The sequence below is a fragment of the Paenibacillus sp. FSL R5-0914 genome (assembly GCF_038004525.1).
Taxonomy (GTDB): Bacteria; Bacillota; Bacilli; order Paenibacillales; family Paenibacillaceae; genus Paenibacillus_AQ.
This window is the reverse complement of record NZ_JBBORH010000001.1, coordinates 3,348,521-3,372,326: the sequence shown is the minus strand read 5'-3', so window position 1 is coordinate 3,372,326 and position 23,806 is coordinate 3,348,521. Positions and strand designations below refer to the sequence as shown.

General features: G+C 43.8%; 20 protein-coding genes. 2 read left to right on the top strand and 18 right to left on the bottom strand.

Features of this window, described 5'->3' with window-relative positions:
* Window positions 1–9 precede the first annotated feature (9 nt).
* From MKX60_RS14890 to MKX60_RS14860, 7 genes are all read right to left on the bottom strand, one after another.
* Window positions 10–1,200, bottom strand: coding sequence for an NAD(P)-dependent malic enzyme (locus tag MKX60_RS14890; RefSeq protein ID WP_341060195.1), 1,191 nt, complete (start codon window positions 1,198–1,200; stop codon window positions 10–12).
* Between the two features lie 70 nt (window positions 1,201–1,270).
* Window positions 1,271–2,614, bottom strand: coding sequence for a 2-hydroxycarboxylate transporter family protein (locus MKX60_RS14885; protein ID WP_341060194.1), 1,344 nt, complete (start codon window positions 2,612–2,614; stop codon window positions 1,271–1,273).
* A gap of 178 nt (window positions 2,615–2,792) precedes the next feature.
* The gene (locus MKX60_RS14880) at window positions 2,793–3,500 is read right to left on the bottom strand and encodes a response regulator (RefSeq protein WP_076286516.1); all 708 of its coding nucleotides are present in this window, start codon (window positions 3,498–3,500) and stop codon (window positions 2,793–2,795) included.
* The gene (dcuS, locus tag MKX60_RS14875; RefSeq protein WP_341060193.1) at window positions 3,497–5,104 is read right to left on the bottom strand and encodes a DcuS/MalK family sensor histidine kinase; all 1,608 of its coding nucleotides are present in this window, start codon (window positions 5,102–5,104) and stop codon (window positions 3,497–3,499) included. Before dcuS ends, MKX60_RS14880 begins: the two co-directional genes overlap by 4 nt.
* Before the next feature lie 156 nt (window positions 5,105–5,260).
* On the bottom strand, window positions 5,261–6,805 hold the full coding sequence (locus MKX60_RS14870) for a flavocytochrome c (RefSeq protein ID WP_341060192.1): 1,545 nt from the start codon (window positions 6,803–6,805) through the stop codon (window positions 5,261–5,263).
* Window positions 6,806–6,987: 182 nt separating this feature from the next.
* Window positions 6,988–7,398, bottom strand: coding sequence for a DUF6855 family protein (locus MKX60_RS14865; protein ID WP_042189670.1), 411 nt, complete (start codon window positions 7,396–7,398; stop codon window positions 6,988–6,990).
* A 122-nt stretch (window positions 7,399–7,520) separates the two neighbouring features.
* Window positions 7,521–8,798, bottom strand: a complete 1,278-nt coding sequence (locus tag MKX60_RS14860; RefSeq protein WP_341060191.1) for a hypothetical protein — start codon at window positions 8,796–8,798, stop codon at window positions 7,521–7,523.
* A gap of 270 nt (window positions 8,799–9,068) precedes the next feature.
* On the opposite strand from MKX60_RS14860, the gene MKX60_RS14855 reads away from it, so the two are divergent.
* Window positions 9,069–9,542 (top strand): hypothetical protein, encoded by a 474-nt coding sequence (locus tag MKX60_RS14855; protein ID WP_341060190.1) that lies wholly within the window; start codon window positions 9,069–9,071, stop codon window positions 9,540–9,542.
* A 174-nt stretch (window positions 9,543–9,716) separates the two neighbouring features.
* Here MKX60_RS14855 and MKX60_RS14850 read toward each other — a convergent pair whose 3' ends face one another.
* The 9 genes from MKX60_RS14850 to MKX60_RS14810 all read right to left on the bottom strand — a co-directional run bounded on the left by MKX60_RS14850 (window position 9,717) and on the right by MKX60_RS14810 (window position 21,013).
* Window positions 9,717–10,925, bottom strand: a complete 1,209-nt coding sequence (locus MKX60_RS14850; RefSeq protein ID WP_340971181.1) for a hypothetical protein — start codon at window positions 10,923–10,925, stop codon at window positions 9,717–9,719.
* 376 nt (window positions 10,926–11,301) lie between these two features.
* Window positions 11,302–11,829, bottom strand: a complete 528-nt coding sequence (locus MKX60_RS14845) for a hypothetical protein (RefSeq protein WP_341060189.1) — start codon at window positions 11,827–11,829, stop codon at window positions 11,302–11,304.
* A 287-nt stretch (window positions 11,830–12,116) separates the two neighbouring features.
* Window positions 12,117–13,409, bottom strand: coding sequence for a hydroxylamine reductase (gene hcp, locus MKX60_RS14840; protein WP_341060188.1), 1,293 nt, complete (start codon window positions 13,407–13,409; stop codon window positions 12,117–12,119).
* A gap of 93 nt (window positions 13,410–13,502) precedes the next feature.
* Complete coding sequence (locus MKX60_RS14835; RefSeq protein WP_341060187.1) at window positions 13,503–14,903, bottom strand: MFS transporter; 1,401 nt, start codon at window positions 14,901–14,903, stop codon at window positions 13,503–13,505.
* Between the two features lie 166 nt (window positions 14,904–15,069).
* Complete coding sequence (locus MKX60_RS14830) at window positions 15,070–16,455, bottom strand: MFS transporter (RefSeq protein WP_341060186.1); 1,386 nt, start codon at window positions 16,453–16,455, stop codon at window positions 15,070–15,072.
* A 151-nt stretch (window positions 16,456–16,606) separates the two neighbouring features.
* Complete coding sequence (locus tag MKX60_RS14825; RefSeq protein ID WP_042189684.1) at window positions 16,607–17,032, bottom strand: MarR family winged helix-turn-helix transcriptional regulator; 426 nt, start codon at window positions 17,030–17,032, stop codon at window positions 16,607–16,609.
* Between the two features lie 92 nt (window positions 17,033–17,124).
* Entirely contained in the window at window positions 17,125–18,231 is a 1,107-nt protein-coding gene (locus tag MKX60_RS14820) for a GerAB/ArcD/ProY family transporter (protein ID WP_076299321.1), read from the bottom strand.
* Window positions 18,232–18,264: 33 nt separating this feature from the next.
* Window positions 18,265–19,446, bottom strand: coding sequence for a Ger(x)C family spore germination protein (locus MKX60_RS14815; protein ID WP_076286526.1), 1,182 nt, complete (start codon window positions 19,444–19,446; stop codon window positions 18,265–18,267).
* Window positions 19,436–21,013: a spore germination protein gene (locus MKX60_RS14810; protein WP_076286527.1), complete on the bottom strand. Its 1,578-nt coding sequence runs from the start codon at window positions 21,011–21,013 to the stop codon at window positions 19,436–19,438. Before MKX60_RS14810 ends, MKX60_RS14815 begins: the two co-directional genes overlap by 11 nt.
* An 82-nt stretch (window positions 21,014–21,095) precedes the next feature.
* Here MKX60_RS14810 and MKX60_RS14805 point away from each other — a divergent pair, with 82 nt between their 5' ends.
* On the top strand, window positions 21,096–21,374 hold the full coding sequence (locus tag MKX60_RS14805; protein ID WP_076286528.1) for a hypothetical protein: 279 nt from the start codon (window positions 21,096–21,098) through the stop codon (window positions 21,372–21,374).
* 130 nt (window positions 21,375–21,504) lie between these two features.
* On the opposite strand, the gene MKX60_RS14800 is transcribed toward MKX60_RS14805, so the two are convergent.
* Together MKX60_RS14800 and MKX60_RS14795 are read right to left on the bottom strand one after the other, a co-directional pair.
* The gene (locus MKX60_RS14800) at window positions 21,505–22,323 is read right to left on the bottom strand and encodes a CAP domain-containing protein (protein ID WP_341060185.1); all 819 of its coding nucleotides are present in this window, start codon (window positions 22,321–22,323) and stop codon (window positions 21,505–21,507) included.
* Window positions 22,324–22,396: 73 nt separating this feature from the next.
* The gene (locus tag MKX60_RS14795; RefSeq protein ID WP_076286529.1) at window positions 22,397–23,797 is read right to left on the bottom strand and encodes an ADP-ribosylglycohydrolase family protein; all 1,401 of its coding nucleotides are present in this window, start codon (window positions 23,795–23,797) and stop codon (window positions 22,397–22,399) included.
* Window positions 23,798–23,806 lie beyond the last annotated feature (9 nt).

Below are 23,806 nucleotides of genomic sequence, written 5' to 3'. Positions count from 1 at the left end.
TACCTAACATCATGTATTATTGCTTTCCATTAACGTACCTATTCTTGCCACACCACTCTTGAGCGCCGCTCGAATAACCGCTTCCCGGATACGCTCCACTACCCGTGGATCAAACGCATTCGGCATAATATAAGTTTCATGAAGATCACTGGCGTCAATTACCGAAGATATCGCCTCTGCAGCAGCCAGTTTCATATCTTCATTGATTTCAGTAGCGCCACAGTCAAGGGCTCCACGAAAAATACCGGGAAAACAGAGAACATTATTGATTTGGTTAGGAAAATCGGAGCGCCCTGTCGCCATAACCTTGACGTAAGGCACGGCAATTTCAGGATCAATCTCCGGAGTAGGATTGGCCATGGCAAATACAATCGGATCAGCAGCCATTCTTTTTACATCACCTAGCTTTAAGGCACCGGGGGCGGATAGTCCGATAAATACATCAGCACCCTGAATAACTTCAGATAAGGAACCTATCTCCAGATGAGGATTTGTAATTAGTGCAAACTCGCTCCAATGCGATTTATCGTAATGGACAGCACGGTTAATTGCACCCTGGCGGTCCACACCGATCAAATTTACAGCACCGGCATGCAGGAGCATCTTGGATACGGCGATACCGGCGGCTCCAATACCGTTCACCACTATCTTCACATTCTTAATGTTCTTGTTGCATACTCTTAACGCATTCAAAATTCCAGCCAGTACCACAATCGCCGTTCCATGCTGATCGTCGTGGAAGACTGGAATATCGAGCTCCTGCTTAAGTCTCGCTTCAATCTCAAAGCAACGAGGCGAAGAAATATCTTCGAGATTAATGCCTCCGAAGGTAGGGGCGATTGCTTTGACAATCGCGATAATTTCCTCGGTATCTTTTGTATCCAGGCAGATTGGGAAAGCGTCCACATCTGCAAACTGTTTGAACAACGCTGCTTTGCCTTCCATGACCGGCATGGCTGCTTTGGGACCGATATCGCCAAGTCCGAGTACAGCTGTTCCGTCACTAACGACCGCCACCGAATTTTTCTTTATCGTATATTCGTATGCTTTATCTTGGTCTGCGGCGATAGCCTGACACACTTTAGCTACTCCGGGTGTATATACCTTGGATAAATCCTCCATGCTTCGAATAGGGTTCTTCAAGCCGGTCTCCAGCTTGCCGCCAACATGCATCTTCATTACTTCATCCATTATTTTCATTACTGTTCCTCCTGTTAATTGCAATATATTTTTCTCTATAAGCTTTCTGGCCGTATGCTTGACATCCTAATCAGCTCCAAAACCGCAATAGAATAGTTGCCACAATAACGGTGCTGACGCCGCCGATCCGGGTGGAGATCTGGGCAAAAGGCATGAGCTGCATACGATTGGAGGCAGAGAGAATGGCTACATCTCCGGTTCCACCCAAGCCGCTATGGCAGACGGTTACAATTGCCGCATCGACAGGGTACATATTGATTTTTCTTCCCACAAAATAGCCGGAAACCACCATGCTGAAGACGATGGCAAGGCAGGTCAGCACATAAGGTAGAGAGATAATGGCAGCTACATCCTTCAGAGGAACGTATAGCATGCCCAAACCTACCATGAGCGGCCATGTCAGGTTACCAGCAACGAACTTATACAACTGGTAAGCCCCATTTTCGAATCTTTCTGGAAGTGCCTTGACACATTTGATCAGTACGGCCATCAGAATCATGACAATCGGTCCGGGTATCCCTACATAATCTGCAAGCAATGCCCCAACAATGAAGAAACTGCATGCGATCAGAAGTCCCGCACCCATCATCATGAAATCTTTGGGTTTGTTATCCGGATTGTCATGCTGTAGATCGTCACCGGATTTGACTAGTGTACCGTTACCGCTTAGATGGGGCTTTTTCTCGCCCAGACGTTTCAGGAAGCCCGCCACAATGATGGCGAATACGTTGCCGATAATTGCCGACGGGATCATCTGCGATACGTAATAACCCGCTTCGTGTCCACCCAGAATGCTTGAGTATGCAATGGAGAGAGGAAGAATGCCTTCACCGATTCCACCGCCAAGGATCGGTACGATAATAAAGAAGAAAGTATGATACATGCTATAACCTGTGAGCGTTCCTACCAGTAGTCCGCCCATAACTGCGGCAATCGTCCCGACGATCAGCGGGATGAAGATCCGCGTAATACCCGCTACCAGTGTTTTGCGGTGCATACCGAGCATACTGCCACTCACCAGGATGGAGATGTACAAGTACAGAAAGTTGGCCTCTTTCATCAATGTAGTGACAGCGTCTGTCACAGTAGAGTTGAACAAATTCAAGTAAATTAACAGGGATGGGATCATAAGGGCCATGATTGCGGGGCCGCCTATATTTTTCAACAAGGGAAGCTTCATACCGATATCACTCAGCAGAATACCCAGAACCATAATGACAGCGAACCCTCCAATCATGTCATTCGGTAGCTTCCCCGCCACACTTGCAAGAAGAATGACCACTGCCAGAGCTAGATACACAGGGAGCGGAAAGACACCCACCTTAAATTGCTTACATTTTTGAATGAAGGCAGCCTTTTCTGGCAGGGGACCTTCCTTTCCTTGGGAAACAGGTGATGGAATCGTATTTTGCATTTTTCATTTCCTCCTAAACTCTTTTCTAGCCTTATAGTAGCGGAAATGAAAGCGCTTTTGTTTTTACGTAATTATTGATTGAATTATAAAAATTATTAAAGTAAGCGCTATCAAAAATAGGCAATCAAAAACCGCCGATTCCTTATAAAACACGGAACCGGCGGCCCACTCCAAAAAATTATATGAATTTAGAAATCACAGAACTGCCGCGGGAAGACATGCGATATCGCTGTACAGGTCTTCCTATGGTGCCATAGGTCAATTCACTGTTCAGCGCTCCCATATCTGCGAGGACGGCAAGATATTTCCCGACCGAAACCCGCGAGATTCCGGAACTAACTGCAATCTCTTCAGTGCTAAAGGAATTTGCATTATGGGTCTCCACCGCTTTCCAGACCGTCCGCAATGTATGCCGGGTAAAGCCCTTGGATAAATCCTGAACGGCCGAGGGCTCTTTCCTATACCCGGTTAGCTTATCTAGTTCAGACTGATCCAGGGAATCCTGATTGCGGAACAGAAAATTCTGCTCCTTGTAGGCGGAAAGGGCTGCGAGAAAGCGTTGAAACTCAAACGGTTTGATAAGGTAATCGACTGCACCGTTCTGAAGCGCGTCTCGGATACTGTCCTTATCGCTCGCAGCTGAAATGATAATCACATCTATTCGTTTACTGCCTCGACGGAGAGCGGACAGCAGCTCCAATCCATTGCTCTCTTTCATGTAAATATCCAGCAGAATCAGCTCGAAAGACTCATCTGCCAATTTGATCAGAGCTTCACCCACTGATTTTGCCCAGCCTTTACACTGAAAACCTTCCACTTGCTCCAAATAGAATTTATTCATCTCGGCTACCATCGGATCATCTTCTACAATCAATACACTAATCATTGACCATCACTCTTTGCTCGATAGGGTAAACTAACCGTAAATCGAGTCCCTTCTCCCTTTCCTGTTTCACAAACAATCTTACCTCCCATAGCTTTAAGGCTCCGCTCAACCAGATACAAGCCGATGCCTCGGTCATTTCCTTTTGTCGAATACCCCTGTTGAAAAATAAGCGGCAATTTCTCATCTGGGATACCGCTTCCATTATCGCTAACCGTAACTATCAGCGTCTTATCCTGATATTGAAAGCTGAAATGAATATATTTGCTGCCTCTACCTTCCGGCGCTTCCATTGCATTATCCAAAAGATTACCGACTATCGTAATGAGTTGGCAGGAGCGTTCCGGATCGCTAGGCTCCGGCAGAACCCCATCCTCCAGAAGCACCAGTCGAACTCCGGCTTCTCTGGCCCGGCTCAGCTTACCCAATAGAAATCCCGCCATCACAGGGTCCTTCACTTGTCTCACCACCGTTCCCATCTCTGCCTGTGTTGTTGTGACAGTACTTGTTATATACGCCTCCAACCGATCATACCTTTTCATATGTGTTAATCCTAATATTACATGCAGCTTGTTCATAAACTCATGCGCCTGGGCACGCAATGCCTCAGCATATAAGGAGATGCCAGATAACCTTTCCATAAGTATGCTGATCTCCGTCTTATCACGGAATGTGGCAATTGCACCTTCTACAGCTCCCTTTACATGAATGGGAACCACGTTTGCCAGTAACGTAACACCGCTATGCTCCACCTCCAAGTCCTGGCTGGCTTCACCGGTTTTGAGCACTGTATTCATCCGCAGTGATGGCCAAAAGCTCTCTACCGACTGGTTCAAGGGATCATCCTGCATGCCAATGGCTGCAAGCAAACGCCTGGCTTCTGTATTAATCAAAGTAATACGTGAATCTTTATCAACGGCAATGACTCCCTCCCTAACTGACTGTAGCATGGAGTTGCGCTCTTCCAAAAGCTTAGCAATAGCGGCCGGTTCCATGCCAAACATCATTTTTTTGATAACACGTGCCAGCAGAAATGCTCCCGCAGCCCCTATTAGACTGCCTATAAGCAATCCCCAATAAAGGATTCCCACGTTCTCTCTTATGGCAAGTCTGATGTTTCCCAGAGATATCCCTACTGCCACCGCTCCTAATTGTTTCCCGCTTGCAGAGAAGACAGGTGAAAACGCTCTTACAGATGGGCCCAAAGAACCCTCGGCTTCCGAGATACTTTCCCGCCCCTGCAAGACTGCAGCTTCATCGCCACCGATAAAATGCTTACCAATTTTGTCCTTGTCCGGATGGGAATATCGGATTGCATTCATATCCATGACCACAACAAATTCCACATTGTTCAACAATCGGATTTCCTCAGTGTAGCTTTGCAATTCAGACGAGCTGCGTGATTTGTTTAACGCTTCAATAATTAGAGGGTTACGCGATAACGTACGGGAAATGATCACAGCCTTTTGTTCCAACGAGGATTTTGTTTGTGAGGAAACCTTTATACTAAATAGCACATAGACCACTAGCAGCATTATGATAAGAACTGCACCAATCATCAAAGTAATTGTAGTTTGCAGCCGAAGTGTATGTTTGCCAATTTTCATCAGCTGTCCCTCCGGAAATTTTTCTTCATTCTAACGTATACGTGCAAGGATCGCTATGACCTTATACGCTACACCGTCATAATAACACAACAAACGCATGGCTAAGATGAGCCCAAGCGTTTGTTTGTCTAACCGAAAAGAGACAGGGGGGATAACTTATTGAGCTTTTACGAAATCAGCGGATTTCATACCCGTTTGGCGGCCGAAAATAATAATTTCCGCAACAGAGTTACCACCGATCCGATTTTGACCATGCAAGCCTCCGGTAACTTCGCCTGCTGCAAAAAGGCCTGGAATCGGTTGTCCATCTTTATTTAAAACTTCTGTGTTGGTGTTGATTTTCACGCCCCCCATCGTGTAGTGAATTCCAGGGCCGATTTTAATTGCATAATATGGCGCGCCGGACAAGTCATTGTCCATTCCGGTCGTTCTACCGAAGTCGGCATCCTGTTTATTCGTCACCGCGCTGTTCCATGTGTCCAGTGCAGTTTTCAACTGATCTGCTGGTACGTCCATTTCTTTTGCCAAAGCCTCGATCGAATCTCCTTGGATAACGAAGCCCATTTTTTCATATTGTTCAATCGCTTTAGCGCGAGATTTTACGCCGGAATCAAATACAAGAAACGCAGATTTCTCAGGAAGCTTATTGATTGCAGCGGTGACATTATCTCGGGTATCCAGTTCGTTTGTGAAACGTTTGCCTACACTTGAAACCAGGATCGCTCCTTCCCCACGAACAGCCTCCCCAATGAGATAGGATTTTTCCTGCTGCACAGTCGGGTGAACTTGGATTTGATACATATCGACTGTGGTACCGCCGAGCTTCTCAATCATCTTGATACCGTCACCGGTGCTGCCCGGCTGGTTGGTGGTAACGTACCCCTCCAAATCAGATCTGACTCCTGAAATCATGTCTAAATTGGCGCCGAAACCGCCGGTTGTCACCACGACAGCAGACGCTGTAATCGTTTTCTCTTCCGTTTGGTCAAAGATAACTTTGACGCCATTGACCTTACCGTCTTTTTCGGTAATTTCCTTGACATTGGCGTTCACAAAAAGGGGAATGCCTTGTTCTTGTACGTTTTTCACCAAGCCTTTGACAAGGTATTGTCCTACTGCAGAGCCATCTTCAGGACGGTGTGTGCGTTTTTCGTTCATCCCGCCTGTAATCGTGATATTATTCAATCTAATCCCGATAGAATCCAGCCAATCAATCGCACTTGCGGAATTGTCTACGAAGAAACGAAGCATCTCTTTATCGTTCGTATCATGGCCACCTTTTAAGGACTCTTCATAAAACAGATCATTGCTGTCTTCAATGCCTTGCTCTTTTTGGAATTTCGTTTCAGAAGCATTCATTCCCGAAGATGATTTTGTTGTATTTCCGCCGGCAACCGGCATTTTTTCAAAAATAACCGGGTTCATACCTTTTGCTCTCGCCTCAAGTGCAGCAGACATTCCGGCACCGCCTGCACCAATAATGATGATGTCATATTTATCTTTTAGTTGATCGTACGGTGTATAGCTAGCTTTGGATGCTCCCGAAACGGCTTCAGTTTCCTTTGTCTCGTTGATCTTGCTGGTGTTCTTGCTGGTGTTCTTGTTCCCGTTTCCATTGCTGCTGTTGCTGTTGCCACATCCTGTGATAACAAGCATGACTGAGAGAACGAGAATAAGAGCAGTGGTTACTTTTTTATTCATGTTATAGCTTTGCCCCCTTGTGAATATTTTTACAATCAGCTTAACGGCAAAGGGCCTGCTCTTGAAAGTTTATGTAACTAAAAAAAACGTTTTGTAACTAAATTAATCACTGCAATGTGTACGAAAGACCACCGGTTAGGGGCATGGCTCAAAAAAAGAAGAGCCTTTAGGCTCTCCTTCGTTTACAAGATCGCTTTCATCCGATTGTTTCTTGGATTATGCTCTACTTCCGCAAGACCCAATTCTTCGAGCAACGGTGGGATATACATTCCGAATCGCCCCCGAAGTCCCTTCTTTAATCCATACCAACCGCCGACAGGGTTTTCAGGTGAACGCCCCCATGCTTCAACGGTACCTTCTTTTGCTGGTTTTTGCTCATCAGCACTTCCTAACTCCATCCAATCACCATTTTGTATAAGCATGGCGTGTAGATCTTCAATACAGCGGTAGTCATAATGCAAAACCGTTTTCCCTACAGTGCAAACTATAATTTCTTTACCGTCTTTTTCGACCTTGTACATTTCATACTCGGATGTTTGCGGTGGTGTCTTTAACTTCCAAGGATTTTCCTTGGTTCCTGTAGCTGTCGTCATATTTTCAACTCCCAAAGTAACTCACAAAATTAGTAAGTTCTACTGATTTTATTATATTTGCATCACCTTACTATACTTCATTACCTTTATTCGTCCTACTCAGTATAAGAAAGCTTGCACTATCATTCCAAACTACTCAACTCCACCACATCTCCACTAGTGGCCTTCACAGCATAATTACAATCTAACTTCCCGCACAGCACATACTTCTTCTGCCCAGGATCATACACATAGACGGGTGTTAATTCGAACCATCCCTTGAGCTTGTCATAAGCTTCGTCATGGCTTACAGAAATCCCCTCTTCGCTCTTGAACTCATCAAATATATCGAGCATTGGCTTGTTATCCATATAATTTATAACCTTATAATTCTGCACATCGATGAACAGGAGGATCTTACGCTGGAATATACGATTACTTGGCGCCTTCATCCTCAGTGTTGCCTGAATATGTCCTCTTTCCCGTTGAAAAGTCTTCAACATCCATTCTCCGGATTCATCCGGAAAGAGCTGGCTTAAACCAGCTTCGACTGCGGCTATACATTCGGCTTGTTCTGCGTCTGTGATAGGAAATGAGTCCGGATGCGGCTCACTAGCTATTGCCTGCTCAATGGAAACTACCTCAAGTAGGCGTATCTCCGTCCTTTCGAACGGCTCCAGCTCCGTATTCTGTTGCTCCCAATGTATTACTTGATCAATACTCAGTCGTGCTCTCGTACCTGATATAAACTCAAATGGGATGGTGGTTGTTCCGTCATTTGAAATGTAGATTTCTTCTATCCCATAGATCGGCAGGAGTTGCTTCGTCTCGTACACCGGATATTCTATAAGCTGTAGTTGTTTCCTCGCCTGTGGCTCTATCGTTTGAAGTGTGAGAGTATAGTTCTCTTTGTGCACAAGGGAGCTGGAAGGAAACTGGCCATATACACTGTAAAAAACAAGCCTGCCTTCCGCATCGAAGCGAAGCTCGATCCGTCCACCAGGAGTGACTGGTATGCTACCTATTTTTTCAATAAAATGATATTCTCCAATCTGTTCCTTCTCTAAGTGGAATTGTTTACCGTATACAATCCTTGCCTCATCTTCAATCCACCGGATGACTCCGTTAAAATCTATATTTTGGAATGGTGTCCCATTCGCATAAGATATCCCGCCAACAAAAATCACACTTTTATAGTTGCGGGATTGTAGGTCAATCGTGATGACGGCAGTTCCTTCCGGATTGTAATCGCCCTTCCATTCCTTCATATGTGCAGGAAACCATTCCATACTAAGAAAATAGTTGGTCTCTCCCAGTATCGTAACGTCGCGATAAATTTCATGAGATTGTAAGTAGTAGTTGTCCAATCCATATTTTTGCTGTGTAGCATCAAGCAGTTCTTTGATTCGAATATCCATCATAGTGCACCCCATAAAATTGATGCCTACATCATACCATTACTTAGTGTTGATTACGAAGCGCAGCAGCGAATATTCGAGTCGATTGTTACTTATTAAATAGTAAAATCTTCTGAATATTCTACATGCTCATGCAATGGGCTTTGCTGATGTTCAGAAAATGATCAGTAGCTTGGGTTTTAATAATGCAGAGTGTAATAATATTTTGCACAACCTTCACCAGAATTCTATACGTGAATAATGACCAAAAATTTTTATTGGAGGTAAATCATCATGAATGACATCATCGATGGAAATGCGGCGTTAATACAATTTTTCCCACTTCCAGCGCATCTTTATAGTAAGGATATTGCTTGTATTGTAACTGTTGCTTATGCAGAAGAGCAGGGACCAAATTTAACGGGCCTCATAAATGCTCTATACTCCAAGGGATATATAAACCTTGATCACCTACTAAATTCCACATGGAAAAAACTATACCAAGTTCCGAGGTTGGGACACAAAAGACTGATGCTTCTACTTAATTTACTAGAACGAATTTCTGCAGATCCCAAAACCATAGAAAACCATACAATTGTCCCTCGTGTTACAATGCAGAGTAAAAAGGATATTAAAGAATTAACTTTAAAGAGGATTATAAAGAAGTATAACGAAACATCTGTGGTGGTATTAAGTGAAGCTTCCGAAAAAGAAGCTCGGATAAAGAAAATTAAAGATAGACTCCGTGAAATGGGGTTGATCATATAACAAAACCCCGCCAGTATAATGTAGTGCACTCTTTAAATTGGGAGGGTTAAATGAGAGAAGGAGCAATAGAGGTACATTCTTTTACTTACCTTCCATTGCTCCTAATTACATATTTTTTCAATCTTTTCTTAAAAGATTGTAGCTGTTCAAGGCTTGTAATGACTTTCAATTCATTCAGTAATCGCGCGATGCATCGAACCAGCGTTGAGCCATCTCCTCTGTTATTGGCTGACCAATCAGATGATCAGACTGGCTGAGTTGCCATACCGCTTCAGCAAGGTCTTCTCGTTCGGTGGTTTCGATGCCTTTGAGGTTGTTAAAGCGCGCGGTGAAGGCAGAAATGGCTGCCTCGGCTTCGGCAAAGGTTCGGGCCTCGGACAAAGTTGCCTGTGCAACGTTATAAGCTTCATTAGCCAGCTTGGCCAGACGTTTAGGCCAGGACGAGAACGGGCGGCCGAACTCTGTCGTCCACCACTCAGGCTTTCGTAATTGGCTCACTGAAGCATGGTCGGTCCAAGGGCGTGCTTCAGCTCGTTTTTTCATTTGCTGTTTCAGATGCTTGCCAGCGATCTCTTCCACATTGTAGGCGATGAATCTGTCAAGCAACGGCCAGGAGTTCAAGGTAGGAAGCTCCCCCAGATCCGGCATGAAACGTAGCTCCAGATTCGTTAATTTGGCATGTTGAGCCAATATGTCCAGGTCGCAGAAGTTCCCCCACAAACTCAATGAGTTAAGGTTTGGATACCGATTTAGACACTCCAGCGAGATAGGCTGTCCCAGCGGTGTGTTCTGTAGCGTCAAGCTCGTTACCTGGTGCAACTCACCCAGGTCGGGCAGCAAGAAAGGAATATCATTCTTGCGTCGGCCGGTACGCGGCGCCAGTGTCAGGGAAGATGGCATATCGCCTGTGGCCGAGAAGCGTGTTAGATCGCCGGACACACTCAGACGGAAAGACCGCTTTGGAAGCTTTAGGCTAAGGGAACTCCCGGATGGGGCCAACTCGATATGCAAGCCATGCAAATTGGACTGACTGGTGTCCACCACCGTGTCTGCAGACAGGATCGGTGTCCACGTCATCTCTTCAATGGGCCGTTTCTTTGCCCAGTCAAAGAAGCCTGGGTCACTGCCTGTATAATGTAGAAATCGTGGCCAGGGAGAGCCAGCCGGCGTGGCAAAGGCATCAAATACGGTCCAATCGATTTGCGCATCAGACGCGACATGAAGGTCTGCCTTCTTCCCCAATTGCGACGGACCAATAGATAGACTACCCACACCAGGCTTAATGACAAGAGTGTGACTGCATGGACCTGTCAGATCGATAGGATAACTACCAACTTCTCTAACAGAACCAGCTGAAGGACGAGCTTGGTTATCATTTGGCATTTCTATCATCCTTTCCACTAAAACATATCAAGATCAATTCGACGTGAATTAACTGCTAATTGAACTAATATTCGCGGTTAAAGAACTATCGTCTGATCAATAAATTAGGAACTTCCATGTATTTTCTAATTCCTCTAATGGCAGCAGTTCATCTGTTATTTTCTGAAATCGCTTTGCACTCTTTCGACAAGAGCCACTGCTTCATAACTTCAAACGCCTGCCCAGCATCCTGTTCATAAAAGACGGCGGTGTTGGCCGGGATACGATGTACATAAATACTCCTCCTGTTTACAGAGAATCAATGGCATACGAACAATACCCAGATAACAGATAAACTTTAACGCTAACATGATTCCGGTATTCCTTCATACTTTTTTCAAAATTCATATGTCCCAAAACGTTCTCTGAGAGTTTCTTCATGCGGGATCCACTCCGAATCACTCCATAAAGACATTCTTACGATTTCTGACAGCTTATCTACGGCTTGTTCCGGTCTCGTAATACTAATGAGGTCCTCAAAATCCTCAATACGGAAATCCAACGCTTTCCACAAGTAGTCATCATTAAGACGCTCTTCTTTGAGTTGTTCATATTCATCCCTCGTCCACTGTTCACAAAAGATTCTTTCGGCTTGAAGGTTTCCATTCTCGAAAAACGACAACTCGAATATTTCCTCATTCATATATCCGGCGGTCATCACAGGCTCCTCGATAAGCGAGGACAACGTTTTGCCGATCTCCTTCACCGTACCCCATACAAAATAATCGTGGAGCACGCTGATCCAGTTCTCGTTGCTTTTGCTTACGTACATGACAACTTTGATCTCTGTAGCCTCATTATTTGACTTACCTAATATTCGCCATGCCTTTCGCTTAGCTTTCTTAATGCTTCGACGTGTTCTCAAGGTTGTTCGACCTGATATGCAAATTTGCGAATGATCTTCCCACGAGATGGCCTCCTCTAATCGCTTATTTACTCAGCCGAATTCTTGTTTATATGCTATAAATCGGTTCTATGAATGTATCTTATTTCCATTATAGTGATCGCTTGTCCTGAGTCTACCTACTTTTCACCTGAATTTTGGAAATGACCGCTACGCCCCCACATTAAAAAAGGAGGGTGTCCCTCCGTCATTTTATGACTTTTGGGACACCCTCTGTCGAACTATTCCACATAACATGATTATTAAACCTACGACAACGCCAACATCGCATTCATATCTTCCTCGGCAGTTGTAATCAGCTTCAATCCAAAGAGCTCTACCAACACATCCAACACCCCATCCGAGATAAACTCAGGCGGTTTCGGTCCGATACGAATATCCTGAATGCCAAGACTGAACAAACCAAACAGAATGGCTACTGCTTTCTGCTCAAACCAAGACAGCACGATGCTGACAGGTAGCTCGTTCACCGTACAATCAAATGCCTCAGCCAGAGCTAAAGCAATCTTCACCGTAGAACCAGAATTATTACATTGCCCAAGGTCAATATAACGCGGAATGCCTGTGTCTCCAACAGTTCCATAATCTACGTCATTAAAGCGGAATTTTCCGCAAGAAGTGGTTAAAATGACGGTATCGTTCGGTAAGGAGGTCGCCAACTCGCGGTAATAATTCCCACCTTTACCTGGCGCGTCACAGCCTGCAATGACGAAAAACCGGCGGATATGCCCATCTTTGACAGCTTGAATGATCTCTGGTGCCAGCCCGATTACTGTTTCATGATGATATCCTGTCGTAAGTACCAGATCTGACTCTACATCAGCCGCAGGTAATGACAACGCACGATTAATCAGTGGGGAGAAATCGTCATTCGTGATTTTCGCTACACCTTCCAGCCCTGCTACTTCATATGAGAAAAAGCGGTCTGCATACGTACCCTTAATCGGCATCACACAGTTTGTAGTTGCAAGAATCGCACCAGGAAACTGCTCGAAAAGTCTGCGTTGATCGTACCAAGCTTTGCCGATGTTGCCTTTCAGATGTTTATACTTCTTGAGCGCAGGATAGCCATGGGCAGGTAGCATTTCCGAGTGGGTATAGATGTTGATGCCCTTTCCTTCCGTCTGCTGCAGCAATTCCTCGAGTGCATACAGGTTATGCCCTGTCACCACAATACATTGACCTTCAATTTTATTCTGGCTGACTGTGATTGGTTGTGGAATCCCGAAGCGGTCCGTATGCGCACGATCCAGCAGATCCATGACGCGAACCGCCGCATCTCCAACCTTCATCGCCATTTCCAAATGCTCCTGCGTATTAAAGTTGGAATTGGTCAAGGTCATATACAAAGCTTCGTGGGTAATTCGATCCACCTCGGGATCACTATATCCTAGCTGCCGAGCATGTGTTGCATAAGCTGCAATTCCTTTTAAGGCAAAAATCATCGTGTCCTGTAAACTCGCAATGGTTTCATTTTTGCCGCATACTCCAACAACGGTGCAACCGCCAGTCGGTGTCTGTTCACACTGGTAACAAAACATATCGTTATCCTCCATATTTAGATAATCTTTCGTTACTCTCAACGTAACAGAACACCAAACCTTGAGTTGTGATTACACACACATTTTTTTAGATCAAGCAGATTTAAATGGCCGTCTATTGATAACAACCATCATTATAATAACGCCTATACAAATGAAAATATTAATCCCAAAAACCATTTTGAACGCCTGTAGCTGATTCTCCTGCCCTATCTCTCCACTCACCATCCCAAGTCCAAGTGCTGAGCCAAACACCATCCCCGCATTTCGTGTTAAGGCAATTATTCCTCCAATTGAACCTACGTGTTCCTTAGGCGTCTGCTGCATAATATAGCTATTATTCGGAGAAGCAATGAGCCCCATCCCAAGTCCAATAAGACATAGAATCGCAGCGATTCCATAGACCGGGATATTCTCTAAAAATACTAGCAACAGGACGAACCCGCCTCCCATAGCACTCAGCCCCATAAGCATCAGCCGATGAGAACCATAACGATCGGACCAGTAGCCTGCAAGAGGACCAGCAAAGGCCAATGCAATGGGATAAGCCGCCATAATGTAACCGGTCGTGGAGGACGAAAACTGAACCGCTGCTCCCATCAAATAAAATGGAATAAGGACAAGCAAGGTATTAGAAAGAATAAAGGAGGCACAGCTTACGATCAAGCCACCCGCTACAGCAGGAATTCTCAGCGCCCGAAGAGGTAGAAAAGGTGTCTTTTGCCTCCGTTCCCATAATAGAAACGTGACCAACAGCAGGATAAACCCCATCAAACTCGCCATCGTCTGCGTAGACACCCAGCCCCACTTGCTCCCATTTGTTATCACGAGAAGAAGCAAGGTGATCCATACCATGAACAAGCTAGCCCCCACGATGCTGACAGTTCCCGACTTACGATCTTCCACACGGCTCGGAATGTACCGGTAAGCCATAACTGTAGCCACAATCGCCACAGGAACATGGATCAAAAATAGCCACTGCCAGCTAAGCCACTCCGCAATTAACCCTCCCGCAATAGGGCCTGTCATCCCGCCCAGTGCGACTGCCGTACTCAGAATTCCGAGTGCATGTCCTCTTTTCTCTGTCGGCATATGGATGGTGATGAGCGCAATATTCGTTGCTTGGAACATCGCAGCGCCTATGCCCTGCACAACTCTAAGCGTAAGCAATATTGGCAGATTAGGTGAAAAAGCGACCAAGATCGAACCAACTGTAAAAATCACATATCCGAGATTATGAATGCGGCGAAACCCATAACGATCACCCAGTTTTCCCATCACAGGGAGAAGCGCAGTAATCACTAGTAGGTACCCTGTTGTGATCCACAAACCCTTTGCAAGCTCCGTCTGAAAATGATTTATAAAAAAAGGAAGCGATACATTCATAATTCCGGCTGTAAAATGGGAAATAAAAGCTCCCATACAAATAGCCGCCATCATACCCAACCGCCGCCTGCGGGTGCCCGCTAGCTCTGTATTTTTTGCAACAATCATACCGATCCCGTCCCCACTCATATTTGTCTAAGAATTACTAACAATTATAAGTAGATCCATTGCCAGGACCAATCCCATAAAGATGGGATATGAGATGTTTAAATAGGCTCCAGTCAGTACAGCCTTGTCTTCCCCCTCGCTTTCACAGTCATATATTATATCTACTTCAGCTTGCCTTCTTCGCAATTCGGAAAGTAGCTAAAAAGCTTAAAATTACGAAAAGAAGCTGGATCGATAAGGCCAAGAGGATTCCTGTCATTACGCCCCATCCAAAGGATTCACTAATGGTAATTAGGGCACCCCCTAATCCGATGCTAAGTGCAGGACTAAACGCATCAATAAATTGAATATTCGCTGAAATTGAACCTGCATCGCCATCTTCGGCATGCTGGAGCGCAATGGCTCCCGTGGTTGGATGTGCCAGCCCTATTCCAAAACCGGTAAGTATTTGTGAGAACACTGCGAGCACAATTCCATTACCTGAAATGCCTATCACGGTTATGACCAGCGCAACTCCGACTATCATAAAAGCAACGCCAATCGTCACCCGTTGTCTACGGCCCCTCCCCTGGTCTTGTTCATCAAGCTTGGATTGCATCCACGCTGCTATTGACCAACTTATAGCCCCGGCAGCAACGATTAAGCCCGCAATATCTGCCGATAACCCTTTAACATTTGTTAGAGCTAGCACAACATAGCTTTCAACAGCATAGTAGCATGCAACAAACAGCCCTCTAGTAACAATGGTTGCCGGCAAACCTTTTCTAACTACTAAAGCACCCTCAGGCAGCAGTTTCCGTAAAGGTTGAATCATAATTAAGCCCCCTGCAATTGAAATCACAATCCCCTTCCAAGAAGGTAAAAATCCTAATCCTGCTAATAGCAGCCCTGTTCCTAATGTTAATAAAATTGCATATATTTCTTTATACGTCCCTCTTTTCGTCGTTGAAGTATTATTATTTTCAGTTTGTAACTTACGAAATAATGGGAGCGTTAAGCATACAGATAGAACAATGAACGGTAGAACAAGCCAGAACACAAACCTCCACGAAAGGTTTTCGGCTAAAAGCCCTGCGATATAAGGACCAATTAATGCTGGAAGAATATAAGCACTAGAGAAAGCTGCAAGTATTTTTGTTCTTAGACTGTCAGGGTAACTTAAAGTAATGCTGGAGTATACACAAGTTAAAAGTGCACCTGCTCCGAAACCTTGAAAAGCTCTTCCGCCGATCAACATGTAAATATTGAAGGAAGTTGCTGCAATGACGATACCCGTAACAAAGATTAGAATAGAAACTACAAATGATTTATATACACCATTCTTATCAATCTGCTGTCCAATGACCATTGTGCCAATGATTTGGGATAAAAGAAATGCACTAAAAATCCAACCATAATAATGGATCGCATTCAAACTTTGCGCCACCTTTGGTGCAATCGTCGTAACCCCCAATCCTTCAAATGCTACTGTTGTGACTGCCAGAATAATACCGATAGTCAACGCTCTGTACTGGGCATCAAAAATCCCGATTTTATTATTGCTTGTTCTCATCTTTGTATCCTCCTTATAATTGTCGAAGCACTAGTTGCTATAGCAAGTATTAAGTAATAAAAAACAAACGATTCAAAACAAATGGTCTTGACGATAATCGTCATAGCAACTAATTGGCGTGAAGAGCTTCTCTTTTTACAAACAAAATCTACTATAAATCCTTTACATTATTATGAATGACAGAAAGTAGCCTTCTAAAGGTTTCAACCTCTTCCTCAGTTAACCCTTCAATGGTCTTTCTATACGCTTCAAGAGAGGGAGCAAGAATCTCATCTTTTATTTCACGCCCTTTAGAGGTTAGATATACACGTAAAGATCTTCTATCCGTCTCATGGGTTACACGATGAACAAAGCCTTTCTTTTCAAGCTTGAAGAGCATACGCGCAATGTTAGTTTGATCTTTATAGAGTCTTTCAGCAATATCCTTTTGAGTAATCCCTTCACTCTCCCAAAGAATAACGAGGATCTCCCATTGGTCCACCGTAATATCAAAGGGATTTACCACTTTTTGATAATAGTTATTCAGCTTTAAATCTGCCCGGTGTACAATTACGCCTATGTATTTTTCTAATTCCAATGGTATGGCCCCCAGATAATTGACATGATTATAGTTGCTATGACGAGTATAATTGTAAAGGCTAATAAATGCAACTCTAGAATATAAGCTCCTTATTTCGCAGATTTCAGCTTCTTCTTCTCTTGAAACCAGCCCATCACTAGAAGTATTAGTGGAATGATAAACAGCATCGGAATCTGGACATAGAACCGGACGACACGTAATCCTGTATAGATAAATTCTACATAGTTTCCTGCCATCGCAATGGAACAAATAAACATAACCATAGTCACGGGGATCATTAATTTGCGATAGGAGGGAATACCGAACAATGTTGCCGCACCGATTAGCGTCGCATATAAATAAATGCCGATACGGAAAAAACCACCGACAATAGCCGTGACGAGAAACAATACATCCAATCGTTCTAATAAAGCTCTTCCCTCAATCAACTCCGAGGTTGTCAGCAATGGGTATTGTGTTCTTGTAAATAGATCCGCACCGAGGACAGACACATTTAGCATCGTAACAAACGCGATAAAAGATCCGCTGATCAATAATCCTGTAATCACTGTTTTCTTCACTTGTTGCGGTTTATTCACATAGGGAAACAACATCAAGAACACTATAATCTCTCCAAAAGGAAATACAACGGTGCTTGGAATCGATTGCCTCAGTACGGTTAACCATCCCTCTTCAAGTACAGGTCTTAAATTTTGAAGATTTACATTCCCAGATGTAACAATCGAAATTAGACCGGTTACAGTAACAAGAAGTAACACAGAAAAAAAGAGCTCCGCTGTCCTCGACAACACCTCAATACCTTTTCCAATGACATACATAACCGAAAGTAGCATCAAGGCAATAATAACGAGAAAGGGAGTCTGTGTAAAAACAAAGGATACAGCCATTGAGGCGAATTCACGGACTACAAAACTCCCATTAAACAAGAAATAGACGACATATAACAAGGCGACGATACGACCCACAACGGGCCCTAATATTTTTTTCGCATATTCCGTGAGCGGAAGATCCGGATAAAATAAAAACAATCGATGATAGATTAGAAATAAACAAATTCCCCCGAGCATTCCGAGGATTGCGGTGATCCATGCATCTTGCTTGGCTTCCGCACCAAATCCGGAGATAATCGCACTCACGATTTCAAACATCAATACAAGGATAAGCAATTGACGGGGACTGATCTTTGCTTTTTCCAATGTCACTCCTTCTCTCTATGAACAATTCATTTATCAGCTATTATCGATACTTTCCATTATGGTTCTATTACGCAACCCAGTATTACGCAAATAAGCCTCCACTTTCACTTTTACTTCAATGGTGGGAAAGGTCACATCGTTCCAATCCCGCTTTAACGTTCTCCATTGCTTAGGGTGATCACGATGCACCACTTCTCCAAATCCAAAAATGTCCGACTTTTGCTGTTGCATTAATTTAATCGTGGCTACCGCTTCATCATGAACGGCTTGCATGTACAGGCGCTCAATTTGCAAGAACAATTTCGGGTTAGTTACATCAATTGGGACATCAACCTCACCAATATTTGCATCCGCGCCAATCTTCACCTCAATAATTGGTTTACCGGATTTATCAAAGCTTGAATGAAATGATGATTTGGTTCGTATATTCTCGATCCCGATTGTATGTGGCTGACCATTCCAATCCATGGTTAACAATGTCGAATTAACTCTGCCTAACACCCATAAGAATCCACGGCTTTCATTTCCGTCTAACCACCTCATTAATTTTCCATCTTTAAAAGTAGCAATCCCATTAGCCATTAATTTGTCTTCTTTATTTGTAGAATCGAGTTGAATGCCAGTAATCGTAGGTTCTTTACCAGATGAGACGATGGCTTGAATGACTTGGTATATTTTCTCATCAATATTTTCACCAAATGCTTTCTCGGTTTCAGCTACCATTTTCTTAATTTTAATGGCAGGTGAATTATCGAGACTCGTTCGTTGTTTAATGATTTCTTCTCCCGTCGTTCCCCTCGCGATAACCATTGTAGCGGAAGGACGAAACTCACTATCCCGCTCAATGCCGTCAAAAAGCTTCTTTATCCCTTGTGTTGTAGCTAATTCTTCACCTACCAAGAGAACTATCGCATGACCATAATGCAATTGCCTAGAAAGTTTTTGTGAGAGAACGCGAGTGGCATCAAATACATTATTTCCTTCTGCTGAATATGTGGTTGGAGGTAAAGGCATTGGGCTACCTCCTCCTTGTGTACTTGAGACATTTACAGGATTCACGATCTGAACCGTAACCCTAATGTTCTTTTTTTCTCCTTTATCAATCGCCATCGCAACCACAAAACCGATATCCGTTAACTCTCGACTATCCCAGCAACCCGTAAGGAGAGCAATCATAACCATCGACAAACAAAACCGTGCCATTCTACGTCCCATCTTGATCACCCACTTGCTCTGTTGTAGGCTTCTTCATCAATTTTGGAATCAAATGTCTCATCCAAATCGGTAAAGGTGCATGAATCTGACTATTCTTTACATGCATCATTGGACTATAAGGAGCCATGTAAGGTACACCAAATGAACGTAAACTACACATATGTGCAATGATCATAATCAAGGTAAGAATCATTCCAAAGAAACCGAACGTTGCTGCACTGATCATGAGGAGAAAACGTAACAATCTCGCGGATACAGCAATTGAGAAAACAGGCGTCGCTAGACTAGAGATAGCTGTAAGTGAAACAACAATAACCATTGCCGTTGACACTAAACCTGCTTGTACAGCTGCCTGCCCAATGACAAGTGCTCCAACGATGGATACTGCTGATCCAATTGCTTTTGGCATACGAACACCCGCTTCACGCAGAATTTCAAAAATAACCTCCATTAATAGCGCCTCAACAAACGCGGTAAATGGCGTTGCTTCTAGCTGTGAAACAAGCGAAATCACTAACTGCGTTGGTATCATTTCTTGATGAAAGGTTGTTGCTGCAATATAGAAAGAAGGTCCAATCATCGAAATGATGAACATTACGATTCGTAACAGCCGCAATGCAACACTGATATCATACCGATGATAAGAATCCTCTGTAATTTGAAAGAATTGATTAAAAACGGCTGGGATGATTAGCATAAAGGGCGTTCCATCCACCATAATTGCAATTTTCCCTTCTAAAAGATTAGCAGCGACGGTATCTGGGCGTTCTGTAGGTAGGACCGTTGGAAACGGAGTAAAACTCTGATCTTCTATCATTTTCTCAATATATCCTGATTCCAGAATGCTATCCAATTTGATCTTGCGGAGACGTCGCTTCGCCTCTTCAACAATGCTATCATCCGCGATCCCATTTATGTACATGATCCCTATCCTGGTATGTGTAACTTGACCTAATGTCATCGATTCCAGCCATAAATTAGGATTTCTTATGCGACGCCGAACCATCGAAATATTTGTCGTTAAGCTTTCAACAAACCCTTCACGAGATCCTCGAATAGAAGTATCCGTACCGGGCTCATCTATAGCGCGGACTTCACCGCCCGATGTAGCAATCGCTAGGGCTTCATTCGATCCATCAATTAATAAAATAGTCTGCCCCCACAACAGAGCATCATAGAGTTCATCCCATTGAACAAGCGTCTTCAGACCACCGATTGGAACAATTTTATCAGTGATTACTTGGACCAGATCATTTAATGTCCTTTGTTCATTACTCAGCATGACGTTCAGCAAGACTTCCATGACAAATTGATTAATGGTTGTATTGTTAACAATGCCATCCACATAAATAATTGCGGCTTGAAGCTCCTCCTCCGAGCCCCCAATCGTAAATTCTCGAATAATTATATCTCCACTATTCCCTGTCTTTTGGCGAATCTGCTCTAAATTGACTCTTAATTCTGTTGAATCAATCGGAATTGAAGGGACGGTCCATTGTGGATTGCTTCCAGCACTTTTGCTACTTGCATTGCCATCCTCTGCCATGCCCTTCACCTTTCTCTCCATTATTTGCTGCTCTTTGCGTGATTATTCTACCCATTAACAGCAAATATTATTGGAAGATTAACAATGAAGGCAGGGAAGTAGTATGAAAATATTCGTCGTAACTATACTCTTATTAATCTTAGTAATAGCACTGACCTTTCTGCTTGACTTCATTTCACTCTTTAACATACAAGAAACATTTCGTAATCTAATGGCCTCTTTTCGCGTCATGAGTACCTCAGAACTCATCATCTTTAATTTCTTGATTGTAGGCACAATAACTTATTTAATGTGGCCACTGGTACAAAAATGGCTGCCACAGCAATCTCCATCATCGCAAGGTCAACCATCCGAGCATGTCGACAAAACCCAGACGAAATAGTGATCATCGATTTCGATCTTCCAGCCATACGTGGAATTAACTACCCTCCTTTATAAAAATAAAACCCATGTCTGATGACATGGGTTTTAAAATTAGCTTTTAATATGTGACGTTTAGATTGCTGATCACACTAACCAATAAATTCTTGAACCCACTCACTGTTGTAGTAACCTATTCCAATTTCAGTAAAGGAACTATTCAGGATGTTGGCACGGTGACCAGGGCTATTCATCCATTGATTCATTACTTCTTCCGGACTCGACTGGCCTTTGGCGATATTTTCCCCTGCTGTATTATAGGAGATCCCAAATGCCTTCATCATGTCGAACGGAGATCCGTAGGTTGGTGACTGATGGTCAAAATAATTGTTATCGGACATATCCTGCGCTTTAGCCAAAGCCATTTTCGACAGCTCACTATTCAAACTAAGGGGTTTCAAGCCTGCGTTTGTTCTTTCTTTGTTTACCAGTTCCAATACTTTCTGCACAGATGCCGATGCATTGGTGGAGGTTTGCGGATTAGCAGAATATTGTGGGTTGGCCGATTGTTGCGGATTAGCAGAATACTGTGGCTTAGCGGAAGTTTGCGGATAAGTGGTTTGATCACCTGTTGTACCACCTGTAGGTGGAGTAGTGCGGATAAACCCATCCAGCCATTTCGTTACATCGCCGGGTACTTGTTTAGCATTAATCGTTGATTTCCTAGCATTCTCTGTGGAAATAGAAGACGCTTGAGTTAAGGTTGTTGTTGTAGCTGTTTTGCCAGCATGATGTCCAACCTTCGTTTGTTGAGTAGTCATTTGGTTGTTGGCAGATTGATTACCCGAACAAGCTGTAACGAGCAATAGCGCTACTATTACGATAAATGGTTTAATAACGACCCCTCCTGATTTGGCAAAGTAGTGACTTAATCGAATAAAGTTTTTGTAAAGCACGATTGAATTATTCATCTCTAATTCAAAAAAATAAAAAGCAAAAAAATCCACCAGCAACATTTGTTGCTGTGGACTTTTTGTAAGCTTATTATGTATCGAGATCCGTATTCTTGCTCACATAGAGCTCACTAGGCTGAACTTGATATCGACCGGTTTGCAGCAGCTCTGGTAAACGCCCCATCCGTTCCGCTAAACAAGAAAGACTTTGCTCATGAAAATTAGAAAGCCCCGTATGAATCCGATCTTGAAAAGGTTTAAGCCACCTTGATTCTAAGTGATCAGGACCGAAATAAACCCCAAGCAGAGAGCCAGCCGTTGCTCCAAAGCTATCCGTATCGTTGCCTTGCATCACCTGCTTGCATATTCCATCACCAACATTGTCTGCAAAACGCAGGGTATTAATTAAGGTGCCTATTTCCTGATAAACATCACAGTGACAATAATTCGCATACTTATGGTTAATGCTCTGATACGCTTCCAGCCAGTCATCTGCATTCGCTACCATCTCAAGGCAATCTTTAGTAATCTCGTAGAATCGGCTTCTTTTAGGTACGAATTGCAGAGCCGTATTGATTATTTCAATGGGATCGCGCTGCACGTGAGCAACAGCAATCGCAGCAGCAATGAACATCGTGGAGTAAATGCCGGTCCGGCGATGAGTAAAACTTGCATCCCGCCAAGCTAGCTCAGCAGCCAGAGCAGGTTGACCAGGACAGGCATATCCGTAAGCATCTGCACGAATCGCCGCACCGCATAGTTCCGTTCCCTGCACCATAAAATCAGGCCAAGCCTCTATTTCAGAATGATTGAATAGTTCCTTATCATGCTCCAAATAGCTAATCCCTGATCGCATCAAAATAGCTCTTTCCGGCCCCCAAGTTGTACTTATCGGAAGGTGATTTAACCATAAATCCCTTAAATTTCTTTTCGTAAAACCATCACCGAATTGTTCTAGCACCATCATTCCCATTAATGTGTAATTGATATCATCATCAGGTGCCACATAACGAATTCGCCCCCGTGTCGTCTCAAACCAAGACCAATGACGACGATCCAGCGCATGGAGAGTTTCTTCAGAAATGTAATCATTCAGTGGCCATTCCCCTACAGAAGTTAACGCTTGACGTAATTCCAACAAGCTGGGGTTTACCTCTATCGGTTTGCCTAGCATTGAGCCACAGACTGAAGCAAGGAAACCTGCCTCTACACGCTTTGAGCTATCCTTCAGATTCAAAATCCCGACCTGACCTAGAGGTCGAGCCGGATCACATTCCCGCCATATCTCATCTAAATCGTTTGGCTCATAGTAAGGCCAGTTGTCCCTCATTGGAATGACAGCCAAGCTATGGGCGAATTCTAGATAGGCATCATAGCTTGCAGGGAGCTTTTCCAACTTAGCTAAATAACCGGAGGTTTGATGCCCCTGCTCGAATTTATTACGCAGAACTCCCTCTAATTGAAGTTTAAGAAATGTGAGTGATGGTAGCATATTGCATCT

Excerpts from the sequence above, each read along its gene's own strand:
- MKX60_RS14880 (WP_076286516.1), bottom strand. The coding sequence starts at position 3,500 with ATGATTAGTGTATTGATTGTAGAAGATGATCCGATGGTAGCCGAGATG.
- MKX60_RS14800 (WP_341060185.1), bottom strand. The coding sequence starts at position 22,323 with ATGAATAATTCAATCGTGCTTTACAAAAACTTTATTCGATTAAGTCAC.
- MKX60_RS14830 (WP_341060186.1), bottom strand. The coding sequence starts at position 16,455 with ATGAGAACAAGCAATAATAAAATCGGGATTTTTGATGCCCAGTACAGA.
- MKX60_RS14885 (WP_341060194.1), bottom strand. The coding sequence starts at position 2,614 with ATGCAAAATACGATTCCATCACCTGTTTCCCAAGGAAAGGAAGGTCCC.
- MKX60_RS14870 (WP_341060192.1), bottom strand. The coding sequence starts at position 6,805 with ATGAATAAAAAAGTAACCACTGCTCTTATTCTCGTTCTCTCAGTCATG.
- MKX60_RS14810 (WP_076286527.1), bottom strand. The coding sequence starts at position 21,013 with ATGGAGAGAAAGGTGAAGGGCATGGCAGAGGATGGCAATGCAAGTAGC.
- MKX60_RS14815 (WP_076286526.1), bottom strand. The coding sequence starts at position 19,446 with ATGGGACGTAGAATGGCACGGTTTTGTTTGTCGATGGTTATGATTGCT.
- MKX60_RS14865 (WP_042189670.1), bottom strand. The coding sequence starts at position 7,398 with ATGACGACAGCTACAGGAACCAAGGAAAATCCTTGGAAGTTAAAGACA.
- hcp (WP_341060188.1), bottom strand. The coding sequence starts at position 13,409 with ATGTTTTGTTACCAGTGTGAACAGACACCGACTGGCGGTTGCACCGTT.
- MKX60_RS14850 (WP_340971181.1), bottom strand. The coding sequence starts at position 10,925 with ATGCCAAATGATAACCAAGCTCGTCCTTCAGCTGGTTCTGTTAGAGAA.
- MKX60_RS14805 (WP_076286528.1), top strand. The coding sequence starts at position 21,096 with ATGAAAATATTCGTCGTAACTATACTCTTATTAATCTTAGTAATAGCA.
- MKX60_RS14835 (WP_341060187.1), bottom strand. The coding sequence starts at position 14,903 with ATGATTGTTGCAAAAAATACAGAGCTAGCGGGCACCCGCAGGCGGCGG.
- MKX60_RS14795 (WP_076286529.1), bottom strand. The coding sequence starts at position 23,797 with ATGCTACCATCACTCACATTTCTTAAACTTCAATTAGAGGGAGTTCTG.
- MKX60_RS14860 (WP_341060191.1), bottom strand. The coding sequence starts at position 8,798 with ATGATGGATATTCGAATCAAAGAACTGCTTGATGCTACACAGCAAAAA.
- MKX60_RS14855 (WP_341060190.1), top strand. The coding sequence starts at position 9,069 with ATGAATGACATCATCGATGGAAATGCGGCGTTAATACAATTTTTCCCA.
- dcuS (WP_341060193.1), bottom strand. The coding sequence starts at position 5,104 with ATGAAAATTGGCAAACATACACTTCGGCTGCAAACTACAATTACTTTG.
- MKX60_RS14890 (WP_341060195.1), bottom strand. The coding sequence starts at position 1,200 with ATGAAAATAATGGATGAAGTAATGAAGATGCATGTTGGCGGCAAGCTG.